Here is a 14753-nt window from a genome sequence, read left to right as displayed (position 1 = left end):
CAAACGTCTATTGCTGATTAAACTCCGATAGTTGTAGCTTCTATCCGTCACCAGAAGGATTCCGCCCATGAGCAAGCAAATCATTCATACCGACGCCGCGCCCGCTGCCGTCGGCCCTTACTCGCAAGCGGTTGCCGTCAGCGGCACCAAGACCGTCTATCTCTCGGGCCAGATCGGCCTGGAGCCGGGCACCGGCGACCTGGTATCCGAAAACTTCGACGCCCAGGTGCGTCAGGCTTTCGCCAACATGCAGGAGGTCATCAAGGCAGCAGGCGGTACGCTGGACAACGTGGTCAAGCTCACGCTGTTTTTGACCGACCTGGGCAAGTTCACGGCGGCCAACGCCATCATGGCCGAGATCATCCCTCAGCCGTTCCCGGCGCGCTCCACCATCGGCGTGGCCAGCCTGCCCAAGGGCGCGCAGTTCGAAGTCGAAGCCATCATGGTCCTGTAAGACGCGCCCGGACGTTTCATTCCAGGGGTTCGTTCCTACATGCCGGCCGCAGCAGTGGCCTCCAAACGCACCGGCGCCGACAAGAACGGCGCCGGCAAACCGATGACGGATACGGAGCGCAAGCTTCGTAACCTGGGCTTGGTGCTGCCCGAGGACTTCATGCTGCACCTGCCGCTGCGCTACGAAGACGAAACACGCGTCATCCCCATCAGCGCGCTGCGGCCCGGCCTTGCCGGCCAGGTCGAAGGCGAAATCACCAAGTCCGAGGTCCTGTACCGGCCCCGGCGCCAGCTCACCGCCACGCTGGCGGACGACAGCGGCGAACTGCAATTGCGCTGGCTGAACTTCTATCCCAGCCAACAAAAGCAAGTCACCGTGGGCAAGCGGCTGCGCGCCCGCGGCGAAGTGCGCGGCGGCCTCTTCGGCCGCGAAATGGTCCATCCGCGGCTGACCAGCGCGGACTCGCCGCTGCCGACCGCGCTGACGCCCGTCTATCCCACCACCGAAGGGCTGCCCCAGCCGACCCTGCGCCGCGCCATCGCGCAGGCGCTGGACCGGGCGGACCTGTCTGACACGCTGCCCGACGAGGCGCGCGCACGCTACGACCTGCCGCCCTTCGAACCCGCGATCCGCGCATTGCACACCCCAGCGCAGGGTGAATCGGAACAGGCCTTGCTCGACCGCGTGCACCCCGCATGGCGCCGGATCAAGTTCGACGAATTGCTCGCGCAGCAGCTTTCGCTGGCGGCCGCGCGCGCGGCGCGCCGCATCAAGGAAGCAGAGGCGCTGCCCGCGCAGACGGGGGGCGGCGGCCTGGTCGCCCGGCTCTACGAGGCCCTGCCGTTCAAACTGACGGGCGCGCAGCAGCGCGTCGTGCAGGAAATTTCCGCGGACCTTGCCAAGCCGTATCCCATGCATCGCCTCCTGCAGGGCGACGTGGGTAGCGGTAAGACCGTGGTGGCGGCCATCGCGGCCGCGCAGGCCATCGCGGGCGGCGCGCAGGTCGCGCTGATGGCGCCCACCGAAATTCTGGCCGAGCAGCACTTCCGCAAACTCGTGTCCTGGTTGCAGCCGCTGGGCGTGAACGTCGCCTGGCTGAGCGGCAGTCTCACCGCCAAGGCGCGGCGCGAAGCCGCCGCCGCGGCCGCCGACGGCAGCGTGCAGCTCGTGGTGGGCACCCAGGCCCTGATCCAGGACCATGTCGAATTCCATCGGCTTGGCCTGTCCATCGTGGACGAACAGCATCGCTTCGGCGTGGGCCAGCGCCTCGCGCTGACGCGCAAAGGCGAGACCGTGCGCGGCCGCATCGTGCCGCACCAGCTCAACATGAGCGCCACCCCCATCCCGCGCACCCTGGCCATGACCTTCTTCGCCGACCTGGACGTCTCCGTGATCGACGAATTGCCGCCCGGACGCAGCCCCGTGGTCACCAAGCTGGTCTCCGACGCGCGCCGCGAAGAAGTCATCGCCCACATCGCCCAGGCCGCGCGCGGCGGGCAACAGGCCTATTGGGTCTGTCCGCTGGTCGAGGAGAGCGAGGCCCTCGAACTCCAAACCGCCGTCGACACCTACGAAGGCATGCGAACCGACCTGCCGGACCTGCGGATCGGCCTCGTGCACGGCCGCCTGCCGCAAGCCGAGAAGGCCGCGGTCATGCAGGCCTTTCGCGACGGCGACATCGACCTGCTCGTTGCCACCACCGTCATCGAAGTCGGCGTGGACGTCCCGAACGCCTCGCTGATGGTGATCGAACACGCCGAGCGTTTCGGCCTGGCTCAACTGCATCAGCTGCGTGGCCGGGTAGGGCGCGGCACGGCAGAGTCCGTCTGCGTCCTGCTCTACCAGACGCCGCTGTCCCAGGTGGCGCGCGAACGCCTGCGCGCCATGTTCGAAACCTCGGACGGCTTCGAGATCGCACGGCGCGACCTGGAACAGCGCGGCCCGGGAGAATTCCTGGGCACGCGCCAGTCGGGCATGGCGCTGCTGCGCTTTGCCGACCTGGAAACGGACGCCGCGATCGCCGAAGACGCCCGCGACGCCGCCGTCTGGCTGCGCGCCGAACATCCCGCCGCCGTCGAGGCGCATCTGGCCCGCTGGATGCGCGGCCGCGAAGACTTCCTGCGGACCTGATCATGCGGCCCGACCACCACCTTGAATCCTCAAGCACCGGCCACAGGGCCGGCGCGTAACCCCGGGGGCGCAGTCCACCATGACTCTCACCGAACTGAAGTACATCGTCGCCGTCGCCCGCGAGCGGCATTTTGGCCGCGCGGCCGAAGCCTGTTTCGTCAGCCAGCCGACGTTGTCGGTCGCCATCCGCAAGCTGGAGGATGAATTGGGCGTGACGCTGTTCGAGCGCGGCGGCTCCGAGGTCGGCGTAACGCCCATCGGCCAGCGCATCGTCGCGCAGGCGCAGAAAGTGCTGGAGGAGAGCGCCAGCATCAAGGAAATCGCCAGGCAGGGCCACGACCCGCTGGCCGGCCCGCTGCGCGTCGGCGTCATCCACACCATCGGGCCCTATCTGCTGCCCAAGCTGGTGCCCGTGCAGATCAGCCGCACGCCGCAGATGCCGCTGCTGCTGCAAGAGAACTTCACCGTCCGTCTCGTGGAACTGCTGCGCCAGGGCGAGATCGACTGCGCCATCATGGCCTTGCCGCTGCCCGAAGCCGGCCTGGTCATGCAGCCGCTCTACGACGAACCCTTCGTCGTCGCCGTGCCCAACGACCATGAACTGGCCCAACGCAAGTCCATCGACGCGCAGGACCTGAAACAGCAGACCATGCTGCTGCTGGGCAGCGGGCATTGCTTCCGCGACCAGGTCCTGGAAGTCTGTCCCGAGCTGTCGCGCTTTTCGGCCGCCAGCGACGGCATCCAGCGCACCTTCGAAGGCTCCTCCCTGGAAACCATCCGCCACATGGTCGCCGCCGGCATCGGCGTCACCGTGCTGCCGGTCACCGCCGTACCCGAACATCCGCCCGCCAACAGCCTGCTGCGTTATCTGCCTTTCGACGGACAGGTGCCCGAACGCCGCGTGGTGCTTGCCTGGCGCCGCAGCTTCCCGCGCCTGGCCGCGATCGAGGCGCTGGCGCAGGCCGTCTACGAATGCGAGCTGCCGGGCGTGAAGATGCTGGCTGGCGAAGCCGCGGCCATGCAGGACTGACCGCGCGTGCCCGCGCCCGCGCCCGCGCCCGCGCCCGCACCCATTTTCGTCAACGCGATGGTTTTTTGCGCCGCGTCAAACGGTCGCAGGCCATCTTGAGATCGGGCCCGCGACAACGCCCGTTCTGTCGTGTTTGCAGTGGTATTCTTATTCCCGCCTTTTTCCATAGGAGCTAGCAATGGCCAAGTCCACCAAGAAGACCTCGAGCGTTCCGCGCATCAACATCGGTATTTCGGACAAGGACCGCGCCGCGGTCGCAGGCGAACTGTCCAAGCTGCTGGCTGATTCGTACACGCTGTACCTGATGACGCACAACTTCCACTGGAACGTCACCGGTCCCATGTTCAACACGCTGCATCTGATGTTCATGACGCAGTACACCGAAGAATGGAACGCGCTGGACAGCATCGCCGAGCGCATCCGCGCGCTGGGCCACTACGCGCCGGGCACCTACCGCGAATACGCCAAGCTGTCGTCCATCGCCGAGCCGGACTCCGTGCCGGACGCGCTGGAAATGGTGCGCCTGCTGGTCGACGGCAATGAATCGGTCGCCAAGACCGCCCGCGCCGCCTTCGAAAAGGCCGACGCCGCCAACGACCAGCCCACGGCCGACCTGCTCACGCAGCGTCTGGACGTTCATGAAAAGAACGCGTGGATGCTGCGCAGCCTGCTGCAGTAAATTCAATTCGTAGTTCGCTTACAATAGCCGGCCGTCGCACCCGTCAAGGGCGACGACCGGACTTTGTGAACACTGACAATGGCCGCCGAGAGGCGGCCATGTCTATGCGACGTGCCACAGTTAACGCCCCAGACGCCATCTTCTGCCACCATCTCTTGCTCCGCGCATTCGTTGCGTTGGCTCCGCGCGTCGCTGTGCATTCTGTCGCAGCAAGCCAAATACCTACCCCCCCAAGCCGTTCCATCCTCTAGCGCACAGTCCCGCCTGTCGCCGCGCGCCTTCGCCCGGTCTCTGACGGACATGCGAGCCGGCACGAGCGCCGCCACGGCCGCGCTGCGCCGCAATCCGTCGCGGCCCCTCCATCCCCAACCAGGCAGGTCATGAGTAGCAGTAGCAGTGAAGTCCGTGAACCCGGTTTCCCGAGTTGTGTGCTGATTACTGGAGCGACTGGCGGCATAGGCGGGGCCTTGGCGTTGGAGTACGCGGCCGGCGGCACCCGGACGCTCATTTTGCAGGGCCGCAACGCTGCGCGGCTGAGCGAGTTGAGTGCAGCCTGCCAAGCCCACGGCGCGCGTGTCGTCACGCACGAACTCGACGTGCGCGACCACGAGGCGCTGATGACGTGGTTGTCGGCCGCGTGCGAAGCCGACATGCCGGAACTCGTCATCGCCAATGCGGGCGTCAACATCAATACCGGCGAGCAACAACAGGGCGAAGCGTGGCAGGACGTGCACCGCCTGCTCGACGTCAACGTCAAGGCCGTGTTCGCCACCGTGCACGGCGTTTTGCCCGCCATGCGCGCGCGCGGTCACGGCCAGATCGCACTGGTCAGTTCTCTGGCCGCCTGGCGCGGCCTGCCGGAAACCCCCAGCTACAGCGCCAGCAAGGCTGCCGTAAAGGTCTACGGCGAAGCCATGCGCGATGCGTTGGCCGCTGAAGGTATCCGGTTCAACGTCATCATGCCGGGGTATGTCGAGTCCCAGATGTGCTTCGACATGCCCGGCCCCAAGCCATTCCTGTGGAAGCCGGAAAAGGCAGCTCGAGTCATCCGGCGTGGATTGCAGGCGAACCGTGCCCGGATCAGCTTCCCGTTTCCCTTGAATCTGGGGTGCTTTTTGCTGTCGGTGATCCATCCCGCGGTGTCTGGATGGATCCTGAAAAGGCTGGGTTACGGTGATTGACGCGTTCTGGATACCGCTGCTGCCGCCGTATTTGATTGGGTTGGCTTTGTCGTGGGCGATTGAGACCTTGCTGACGCCGCGACCAGTCGCCCCATGGCGCCGGCCTGCGGCCGCGATCGGCGTGCATGTGGGGGTGTGGACGCTGGCGTTTGCGTTGGAGTTGGCACTGTTCAGGCGGCCATACTTCGGGGTCTTCAATGTGCTGGCCGTTCAACTGCTCATCGTCTTGGTCAGCAACGCAAAATATCGCGCGCTGCGCGAGCCATTTGTCTATCCGGACTTTGAATACTTCACCGACGCGATCAGGCATCCGAGGCTGTACTTGCCGTTTTTCGGCGTGACTCGTGCGTTGGCTGCCGGGGGAGGGTACGGCGCGGCGCTATGGGCGGGATTGGCACTCGAGGACTCGGTCACGGCGGGCGCCGGAGTTTGGTTGGTATCGTTCGCAGAGTTGCCGCAAGAGCACATGTTCGATCCCACGGCGCCCATGGTGCCGTTCTTCGTACATGCTCTGGGGCTCGCCATGGCCGGTATCGCCCTAGCTGCCTTTGCTGGAATGCGTAATGCGGTGTGCCTTGATGCTTCCGTAGACCTGCGCCGCCTCGGCTTGGTCGCGGCGCTATGGTCGTACGGTCTCTGCGAACGGCAGACTGCGGATGATCTTCGAGCTAGCGCTCCGTTTTCTGGCGCCAGGCTGCCAGAGGTTCTTCCTGATCCAATGCCCGATTTGGTTGCGATTCAAAGCGAGTCGTTTTTCGATGCGCGGCGGGCCTATTCCAATCTGTTGCGCGCGGACATATTGGCCAACTTCGATCTGCTCAAGTCCGAAGCCGTCGCGCATGGACAATTGAAAGTCGCCGCTTGGGGCGCAAACACCGTACGTACCGAATTTGCCTTTTTGGCAGGCATGGAACAGGGCGATTTAGGGATTCACAAGTACAACCCCTATCGCAGATTGGCAAAACGAGGCTTTCCCACCATCGCGTCGTACCTTAAATCCCTCGGATATCACACCGTCTGCGTGCATCCATATCATCGTGGCTTTTACGGGCGAAATGAGGTCTTGCCTGCGTTGGGGTTTGATGAATTTATTGGTGGCGAAGCGTTCGCGGCATTGCCGAAAGATGGTCCATACGTCGGGGATAGAGCGTTGGCTGATTTTGTCAACGGCATTCTGCGAGGTTCAGAGGGGCCCCTCTATGTGCACGTTATTACTATGGAAAATCACGGTCCGCTGCATTGGGAAACCGTGAGTGAAACCGACGTTGGAGACGTGCTGACTGGAGGCATGCCGAAGGAATGCGAGGAGTTGGTCTCGTACGCGCGGCATCTTCGCAATGCCGACGCCATGTTCGGCATGGTCAGAGACGCTTTGATCAAGCGCAGACGACCTGCGTCCCTATGTATTTTCGGCGATCACGTGCCGATCATGCCGAATGTTTATCGCGCGCTCGGGGAGCTTGAGGGGACGACCGATTACGTCTTGTGGCAAACGGCTGTGCGCGCCGGTGCGCCCGTGCAGCCAGAGCAGGTTTCCGCGCTTAGCCGCTTGTGGTTGCGAACCTCAGGGCTACTGAATGTGCGCACAACGGAAAAAAATCAGGCGCGGCCGAGCGAAGCGCCAGGCAATCCGAGAATGTCATGCGTGGAGTGTTAGCCACACCATTGGGCACTTTCAAATACCGTACAATTCCCGCGCCCAGCAGATGCCTTGCCGCGACGGCAGGCTTCTGAGAAATACCGCGATTATGCTTAATTGGAACTTCAACGCTTAGATGATCAATTTTGAAAAACTAAAATCCAGACGCCTGTTTTGGTGGTTGGTAGGCATTCCAATGCTTGCGGCGGTAGTTTATTACAGCTTTTTCGCCATGGATCGGTATGTGAGCACCGCGCAGGTTGCGGTTCGGCAGGTCGGCAACAATGAGGCGCCACAGATCCCCGGATTGGCCGTGATGCTAAGCGGATTGAATCCCACATCACGGGAGGAAACCTTGTATCTTCGCGAATTCCTCACGTCGCAGGATATGCTCAGGGTCCTCCAGACAAAGCTGAATTGGGCAGAACACTACTCGGGCCACTGGCGCGATCCTTTGTATTTTTTAGCGAACAGTTCTCGGCAAGAGGATCTGCTCGACTACTATCGCCGCGTTGTGACAGCGCACTTCGACGAACAAACGGGCTTGCTCAGTGTGAGTGTCGAAGCATTTGATCCGCAGTTTGCCGAGAGAGTGCTGAAAGTAATGCTCAGCGAAAGCGAGCGGTTTGTGAATGAATTGTCCCATCGTATGGCGCGCGAGCAGATGACCTTCGCGCAGAGCGAGTTGGCCAAAGCTCGCACCGTATATGAAGATCGGCGTGAGGACATGCTGGTATTCCAAAGTTCCAATAATCTGCTCGACGCAGAGGCAACGGCTAAGGCCAGGGCCGAAATTATTGCGGAATTGGAGGCCAGTCTGACGAAAGAGCGAACGACTTTAAAAAGCCTCGCCGCAACGTTGAATGCCGATACCCCGCAAGTTCGGCAACAGCGGAATCGCATTCATGCCCTTGAACAACAACTGGCCTCTGAGATTCAACGTCTGGTTTCGCAGAAAGGGGGCGACAAATTAAACGTGGTTGCGTCCCGATATCGCAATCTGACCATCGATGCCGCTATTGCAGAAGAAGCGTACAAATTTGCAGTCAGTTCTGTGGAGTCGGCGCGCATTGAGGCGAGCAAAAAGCTCCGAAGTCTCGTCACAGTCGTGTCTCCCAATAAGCCGGATCGGGCACTTTATCCGGATCGGATATACAACCTAATTACCCTGTTTATGGGTTTGCTTCTGTTCTATGGTATCGCTCGATTCGTGATTGCGACGATCGAAGATCATCGAGACTAATGTTCTTGTTCCCAAAATAATATGAAACTTCGGCTTTCATCCGTTCGTGCGACTGCGGTTATCCTGCCTTTGATTTTGGGTGGTTGCGGAAGCCTCCTATCGTCCGCCGGACCTTCACGGTTCGCGATCATGAACAACGACCAAGCTCAGAACTATGTTTTGGTCGATCTGACGGCGGAGACCATTAGCCCATATATGCGTCCGCCGGAACCGGAGGTCGTCAGCACAGTCGCGCTACCTTCAGTTCCTGACATCAGTCTGGTTCCAGGCGACGTGCTCCGGATCATGATCGCCGATTCGGCCATGGATGGTGCAATCTTTGCCCCGTTGGCGACCGGAGGAACAATCTTCGAGAACATCCGTGTCGATAGCAAGGGAACCGTTTCTCTCCCGTATGTGGGTCGCGAACGGGTGACCGGCAAAACCCTTGAGGAAGTTGAGCGGCTCATTCGCAAGAAACTGAAAGGGATAACTAGTGATGTTCAGGTCCAGGCGACGCTGACCGGAGATTTGTCCGGGTCGGTATTGGTCGCCGGAGCCGTCAAGAGTCCGGGACGCTTTTCGGCCCTTCAGGGACCTCTAACGCTGTTGGATGCGATCAATAGGGCTGGAGGGCCGCTCCTGGAACCACATTTGATCAAGGTAATTGTTCGCACCGGGCAAAAGTCCTACCAGTTCAATTACCAAGAATTGCTCGCCGGAAACAATCAGGTCTTGCCTCCCGGGGCCGAGGTGGTGCTGGAGCGAGCGCGCAAGCGCTTCGTGGCGATGGGAGCTGTAGGCGATCCAGGATTACATGATCTGCCCTCCAACAATCCCAGTCTGCTCGAAGTGCTGGGAAGTGTGAAAGGACTCAGTGAAATCAAGGCGGATGCGGCCGGCGTTTTTGTCTTTCGTCTCGATGAAGAGCGAAATGACCAAAACGGCGGTGAACCAGTCGCCCAAGTGTTCAGGTTGAACTTGAAGGAGCCGGCATCAATGTTCCTTGCGCGCCAATTTCTTGTTCATCCAGAAGATGCGATTTTTGTCACCAACGCCGCGGTGCATGAATGGCAGAAAATCATTTCGCCGATTGTGCAAGTGCTGGTATTAGGACGCACCATTGAGAACTTCTAATGAGCGGATTGGAGCCGCGGAAATCACGCGGCGCACTCCGGCCGGTATTGTTCGGGCCGTCATATTCGCCTTGGTCTTGCGAGAGATGCGCGGGCGCTTTGGCACTCATCGGTATGGCGCGTTTTGGCTGATATTCGAGCCTTTGGCCCATATAGTGGCGCTCATGGCGATTTACGCGCTTTTGCGTGGACGCGCCAATAGCGGCCTGGATCTTTCGGTTTTCCTTGTTTCGGGAATCATCCCATTCATTTTGTTCAAAAATATCGCACTTAAAGGAATGGAAGCGGTAAATGCGAACAAAGGCCTATTTGCGTATCGACAGATTAAGCCAATTGACACCATAGTTGCGCGGGTTGTCGTTGAATGTGCACTGATGGCTTGCGTCTATGGAATGATATTGTTTGGGTTGGGCCTGTGGGGTGGAAGTGATGTTTCGATTTATCGTCCAATCCAATGGGGATTGGTCCTCTTTGTAGGCACGATCTTGTCATTCGGCCTGGGGTTGATTTTTTGTATTGTGGCCGAGGCTCTTCCGGAGAGTAAGACTTTTATCCGGCTTTCATATATGCCGCTGTATTTTTTGTCTGGAATAATTATTCCTCTTTGGCTGATTCCCGAGAAATTCCAGCACTTTATGCTTTGGAATCCCTACCTTCATCTGATTGACTCTTTGCGAGCCAATGTTTTTCAGCACTATCCGCAAGTTGCCGGTATCAGCATGTGGTATGCCTCCTTCGTTGCTTTGTCAACTTTATTTGTCGGGCTGGCTCTATACCGCGTGCGGCGTTTGAATTTGGTGGCGGTATGATCCAGATCGATAATGTAACGAAGTCGTATTTGACCAATAAAGGTAGAAAGTTCGTCTTTCGCAATTTGAGTCTGTCGCTGCCGTCCAATAAGAACATTGCGCTAATCGGGCGGAACGGTGCGGGTAAGTCCACGTTAATGCGGCTTCTGGGGGGGCAGGACGTTCCAGATAGCGGAAGAATCGTCAGCACTAAATCTATCTCTTGGCCGGTGGGCTTGTCTGGTGGATTTCAGGGTTCCTTAACCGGTCGGCAAAACGTCAAGTTTGTTGCTCGTGTGCAAGGGGCATACGGAGACAGTCTTCGTAGAGTCGTAAAATTCGTCGAAGAATTTGCGGATATTGGCGAATATTTTGATTTGCCAGTTAATACCTATTCTTCAGGCATGCGTGGCCGTGTGGCTTTTGGCCTTAGTCTGGCTTTTAATTTTGATTATTACCTTGTGGACGAAGCCATATCCGTTGGGGATGCGCACTTTCGAGAGAAGGCGCAACATCTATTTTCTGAGAGAACTGGAACGTCTAATCTCATTCTCGTTACCCACGGAATGGGGCAAGTCAGGAAGATGTGTGATTACGTGGTGCTTCTCAAAAATGGAGGTGTGGTGGAGCAGTATGAAGACGTCGAAAAAGGCATCGCAGCCTATCAAAGTCTTTAATCCACCAAACCCAAAAACCCATAAATATTTCGATCAAAACAACGAGAAATGAACAACTCCGGCAATCTCTTTGGCATCGCGTACGCGGGCAGGTCTGTCACCTTCCATTTTCAAGACGCTACGGATTATATTTCAAAGAAGATAATTGACTCTAAGGCGTTTTATGAGCTGGACGTTTTAGAGGAGATATCCGGGCTTTCTTTGGGCGAAGGGATTTTCGTGGATGTCGGTGCCAATATTGGCAATCACACGCTGTTCTTTTCGCTGATTCTGAATAGAGAGGTCGAAGCGTTCGAGCCGGCGGGTGATGCATTCGCGCAGTTGGTTCGGAATGTCCAATTGAATCGAGCCGAGGCATTGGTATCCTGCCACCGATTGGCAGTTGGCGCGCGGCAGAGTCGTGGGCTTATGAACGTTGTACCGGGAAATCTCGGTGCATCCAGTTTTTCCCTTGACGATAGCGGGACTATTCAACTCGTGACGCTCGACTCTATGCTCTATGAAAAAAGCAGCAAAGTGGCGTTGATAAAGATTGACGTAGAGGGCTTCGAGCTTGAAGTGCTTCAAGGAGCAATCCAAATTCTGGATAGAGATGCTCCTACACTAATTGTCGAGGGGCAGACAAACGCCGCATTCGGAGAGATATCCCAGTTTTTGTCAGCTCGGGATTATGTGCCAGTTTCAATTCGAGGCATCACTCCCACGTATTTTTTCGTGCATCGTGAAAAGCTTGGTTCAGTCCAGGAGCGTTCGCTATTTTATATTAGGCGCGATGTCGATCACAATAGAAGGACGCTGCAGAGCTATTTAGCCAGAATTGAATCGAGCCTGCGTGGCGTGCTGTCGACTGCCGAGTTCGAAAAGCTCAGTAGCGCTTTGGAGTCCCGACAGAAGTCATTGCTAGGCTCGTTGCCGGATCACAAGAGCTTGATGTCGGAGAATCTCAATGCCCTAGCAAGCGATATGAAAACCGCTGTGGCTAGTGCAGGGGCGGAACAAAGTCAGAGAATACAACTGCTTTCCGAAATACTTGAGCATAAATTTCGAGTGCTCATGCGGGAATTAGAGCTGGATCGAGAGGCTCGGTCCAGCTTGACGGACGAACTGCTCAATAAGATTTTGGAAGCCGGTCGTATGATCGCCGAAGAAGTTCTCTTCGAGGATCGAAGCCGGCTTGCCGAGGAGAGTGCTCGACGACAAGAATTTCTGGACAGCAGCCAAAACTCTTTGAGAGGAATTGCCGACCGTTTTGACGTCCGCATCTCAGAGTTGGACCTACGGCTCTCTGAGATTTCGGAAACTGTCAGCAATGAAATCGCTGAGGTTGGCAAGGTTGATTTGTCTACGACGCACGCCTTGCTTAGAGAGCAAGGCAGTTCAGTATGCGAGTTAACTGACTCCGTTGAGCTTGGCCTGAAGTCCTTGCAGGAAGGGCTTGCGAGCTTGACAGCGGCATCGGCTCGGGACAGCGGTCTTACAAAGGAATTGGAGGGGCTTCGCCTGGAGAGCAGGCAGGAGTCAATACGCAAGGAGAAGGAACTCGAACGTGCACATGCAGAGACCGAGCGTCTGCAAAGCGAAGTCAATCGTTTGATCGTAGCCGTGCAGACGGAACGCACGCGGGCGAGATACGCCGCGCGACGTCTGAATGTTCTTTATACGACGGGCGTGAGAGCCACATTTGGCAAGATCCGGAAAGTACTCTCCCCGTTGACGTTCGGATTTCTAAAGCCTTACGAAACGTGGCCTTCGTTTGAAAAGCGCATGGAGGCGCGAGTTGTTCGCGAGGTGCAGGACTTCAAGAAATTGAATGCCAACTCTTTAAGGAGCCCTTTGCCTGTGCCTGAGTCCGGCACGGAGAATCCCAGGGACCTCTTGGTTGGTCCTGCGCCGCAGCGCGGGCAAGTATTTAATGAAGCGAGCTACCGAGATCGAGTCCGCATTGGAATTGCTTCAATTGAAGTGAGGCGCACGGCGCTATCCCGAGTGATCGAGTGTTTGTACGATCAGGCAGATGAGCTTTTGGTCTACCTGAACGATTACGCCGAGGTACCCAACTTTCTCCGGCGGGAGAAGATCACCGTGATCCATAAGCAGGGGGATGTGGGGGACCGGGGAAAATTCTACGATATTGACAACTTCTCCGGTTACTTCTTTACATGTGACGATGATATCGACTATCCGCCTTATTATGTGCAGCACTGCATCGATGCTATAGAGAAGTACGGTCGAAAGGCGGTAGTGGGCTGGCACGGCTCTCTGCTGAAAAAGCCTTTCAACGACTATTACAGCCCCGAGTCGCGTCGTGTCTTTTCCTTCAGGTCCGGCCGCCCCGACGATCTGCCGGTACACATCCTCGGAACGGGCTGCTCGTCGTTTCACACAGACACTATCGACGTAAAGTACAGCGACTTTCTGACGCCCAACATGGCCGATGTCTATTTCGCTTTGCTTGGCCAGCGACAACGCGTTCCCTTTGTTGTGATCAAACACGATGCGTCCGAAGCCATACCGCTCGACATTCCTGATGACAAGCCCATTCATCGTGAATCCATGCAAAAGACCGGTTCTCGTGCTGACACCAGGGAGATACAAAATCAATGCGTCAAAAATTGGAGTGATTGGCGCGCAGAGGCGCCGACCCCGGTATATCTAAGATCGTCGTATACCATCGCGTATGTTGGACGCGTCGACGCGGTCCGCTGGAAGAAGGGCGGAATCCTTAAGTCTGGCGGCCTGATTACCCAGGCGTTGCGCGCCCTGGGCCATCGTGTCATTGACGTCGAAATCTCTCAAGAATTCGGGGCGATATCAGAACAAATCAAGCCAGCAGATATCGTTTGGATTTATCCTGGAGACCCCGAGCGACCTGATTTCGCGCCGGTGGAAAAGCTTATCAACCTGGCTGCCAAGGCTGACAAGCAGGTTTATGTAAATTTGTCGTACAACCGTGTAGCATCCCGCACTCGTTGGATAAGAGAAAAATTGAAGGGGTGGAATTCGGCGTATGGAAGCCGGGTAAAGGCTTGTCTATTTACCTACGCAGCTCTGAACGAGCCTGATTTTCATGACGTCAGGACAAACTTAATATGTATTCCGAAATCCATCGATTTCAGTGAGGGTGTGCAAGCTAATTTCGCCTCGACTGAGGGAATATTCCTTGGCGATCTTCAGAAGCTATTGAATAGAAGCTTGGTCGACGGCGAGATCGAGGATTGGATACTTGCTTTGCGCAAGGCATTGCCTGGCGTACCGTTGTATGCCGTCCGTCAGTACGGCGGAAAAATCGACAGGGATCTAGGACTGACCGTATTGCCTTACACACATGGCAGACCATGGGAGGAATGGCTTGCGGCGAGACGGATCGTTTGTTGCCTTACGCCTCATGCCACCTACGAAATGATCCCTGTCGAAGCGGGTGGGCTTGGGGTGCCCACTGTATATCGTCCCATGCCTCAATCTCATTCAGAGGATCTGTCGACCGCAGGCATCCAGGTGCATACGCCAGCTGAGTTCGCCGCAGCTTGCGCTGCCATTTATCATGACTATACGTTGTGGAATATGTACAGCCGTGCCGCAAGGTCTAGAGCGAAGAGCGCGCACATCAGTCAGGTTGCTGGATCGTTGCACGTCCAACTGGCACTCGGTAGGGTGTAGGGCCCCCAGAAGATGGGTGGACAAGCGCTGGAGGGGGACGCGCAGTGATGGCACCCTCCGCGCGATGCGATTCGATCGCGTCGCTTCCCTAAATCGTCCGTTGTTGGTGGACTGCGTCAAGGTGTGGGATGAGCGACTTTTAGAGCACGAGCTACAAGGG

The 14753-nt window shown here is 57.8% G+C and carries 11 protein-coding genes; all 11 read left to right on the top strand.

Annotation, left to right across the window (positions count from 1 at the left end; translation table 11 throughout):
* The first annotated feature begins 67 nt into the window (after positions 1-67).
* The 11 genes from BXA00_RS24645 (at position 68) to BXA00_RS24595 (ending at position 14593) form a co-directional block, all read left to right on the top strand.
* Entirely contained in the window at positions 68-454 is a 387-nt protein-coding gene (locus BXA00_RS24645) for a Rid family detoxifying hydrolase (RefSeq protein WP_076521003.1), read from the top strand.
* Positions 455-493: 39 nt separating this feature from the next.
* Positions 494-2584 (top strand): ATP-dependent DNA helicase RecG, encoded by a 2091-nt coding sequence (gene recG, locus BXA00_RS24640; RefSeq protein WP_076521002.1) that lies wholly within the window; start codon positions 494-496, stop codon positions 2582-2584.
* Positions 2585-2663: 79 nt separating this feature from the next.
* The gene (locus BXA00_RS24635) at positions 2664-3614 is read left to right on the top strand and encodes a LysR substrate-binding domain-containing protein (protein ID WP_076521001.1); all 951 of its coding nucleotides are present in this window, start codon (positions 2664-2666) and stop codon (positions 3612-3614) included.
* Between the two features lie 178 nt (positions 3615-3792).
* Entirely contained in the window at positions 3793-4293 is a 501-nt protein-coding gene (locus BXA00_RS24630; RefSeq protein WP_063954941.1) for a Dps family protein, read from the top strand.
* Positions 4294-4673: 380 nt separating this feature from the next.
* The gene (locus BXA00_RS24625; RefSeq protein ID WP_076521000.1) at positions 4674-5474 is read left to right on the top strand and encodes an SDR family oxidoreductase; all 801 of its coding nucleotides are present in this window, start codon (positions 4674-4676) and stop codon (positions 5472-5474) included.
* Positions 5467-7131, top strand: a complete 1665-nt coding sequence (locus BXA00_RS24620) for an LTA synthase family protein (protein ID WP_076520999.1) — start codon at positions 5467-5469, stop codon at positions 7129-7131. Before BXA00_RS24625 ends, BXA00_RS24620 begins: the two co-directional genes overlap by 8 nt.
* Positions 7132-7249: 118 nt before the next feature.
* On the top strand, positions 7250-8356 hold the full coding sequence (locus tag BXA00_RS24615; RefSeq protein WP_076520998.1) for a Wzz/FepE/Etk N-terminal domain-containing protein: 1107 nt from the start codon (positions 7250-7252) through the stop codon (positions 8354-8356).
* A 129-nt stretch (positions 8357-8485) separates the two neighbouring features.
* On the top strand, positions 8486-9472 hold the full coding sequence (locus BXA00_RS24610) for a polysaccharide biosynthesis/export family protein (protein WP_231952154.1): 987 nt from the start codon (positions 8486-8488) through the stop codon (positions 9470-9472).
* A complete protein-coding gene (locus BXA00_RS24605; RefSeq protein ID WP_231952153.1) occupies positions 9459-10280 on the top strand; it encodes an ABC transporter permease in 822 nt (273 codons plus the stop codon). The genes BXA00_RS24610 and BXA00_RS24605 overlap by 14 nt, the downstream gene beginning before the upstream one ends.
* Positions 10277-10936 carry an ABC transporter ATP-binding protein gene (locus BXA00_RS24600; protein ID WP_076520996.1) on the top strand — a complete coding sequence of 220 codons (660 nt, stop codon included), beginning with the start codon at positions 10277-10279 and terminating at the stop codon, positions 10934-10936. The genes BXA00_RS24605 and BXA00_RS24600 overlap by 4 nt, the downstream gene beginning before the upstream one ends.
* A gap of 48 nt (positions 10937-10984) precedes the next feature.
* Positions 10985-14593 carry an FkbM family methyltransferase gene (locus tag BXA00_RS24595; RefSeq protein WP_076520995.1) on the top strand — a complete coding sequence of 1203 codons (3609 nt, stop codon included), beginning with the start codon at positions 10985-10987 and terminating at the stop codon, positions 14591-14593.
* Positions 14594-14753 lie beyond the last annotated feature (160 nt).

Source organism: Achromobacter sp. MFA1 R4 (genome assembly GCF_900156745.1).
Taxonomy (GTDB): domain Bacteria; phylum Pseudomonadota; class Gammaproteobacteria; order Burkholderiales; family Burkholderiaceae_B; genus Achromobacter.
This window is presented reverse-complemented; position numbering and strand designations above follow the sequence as displayed.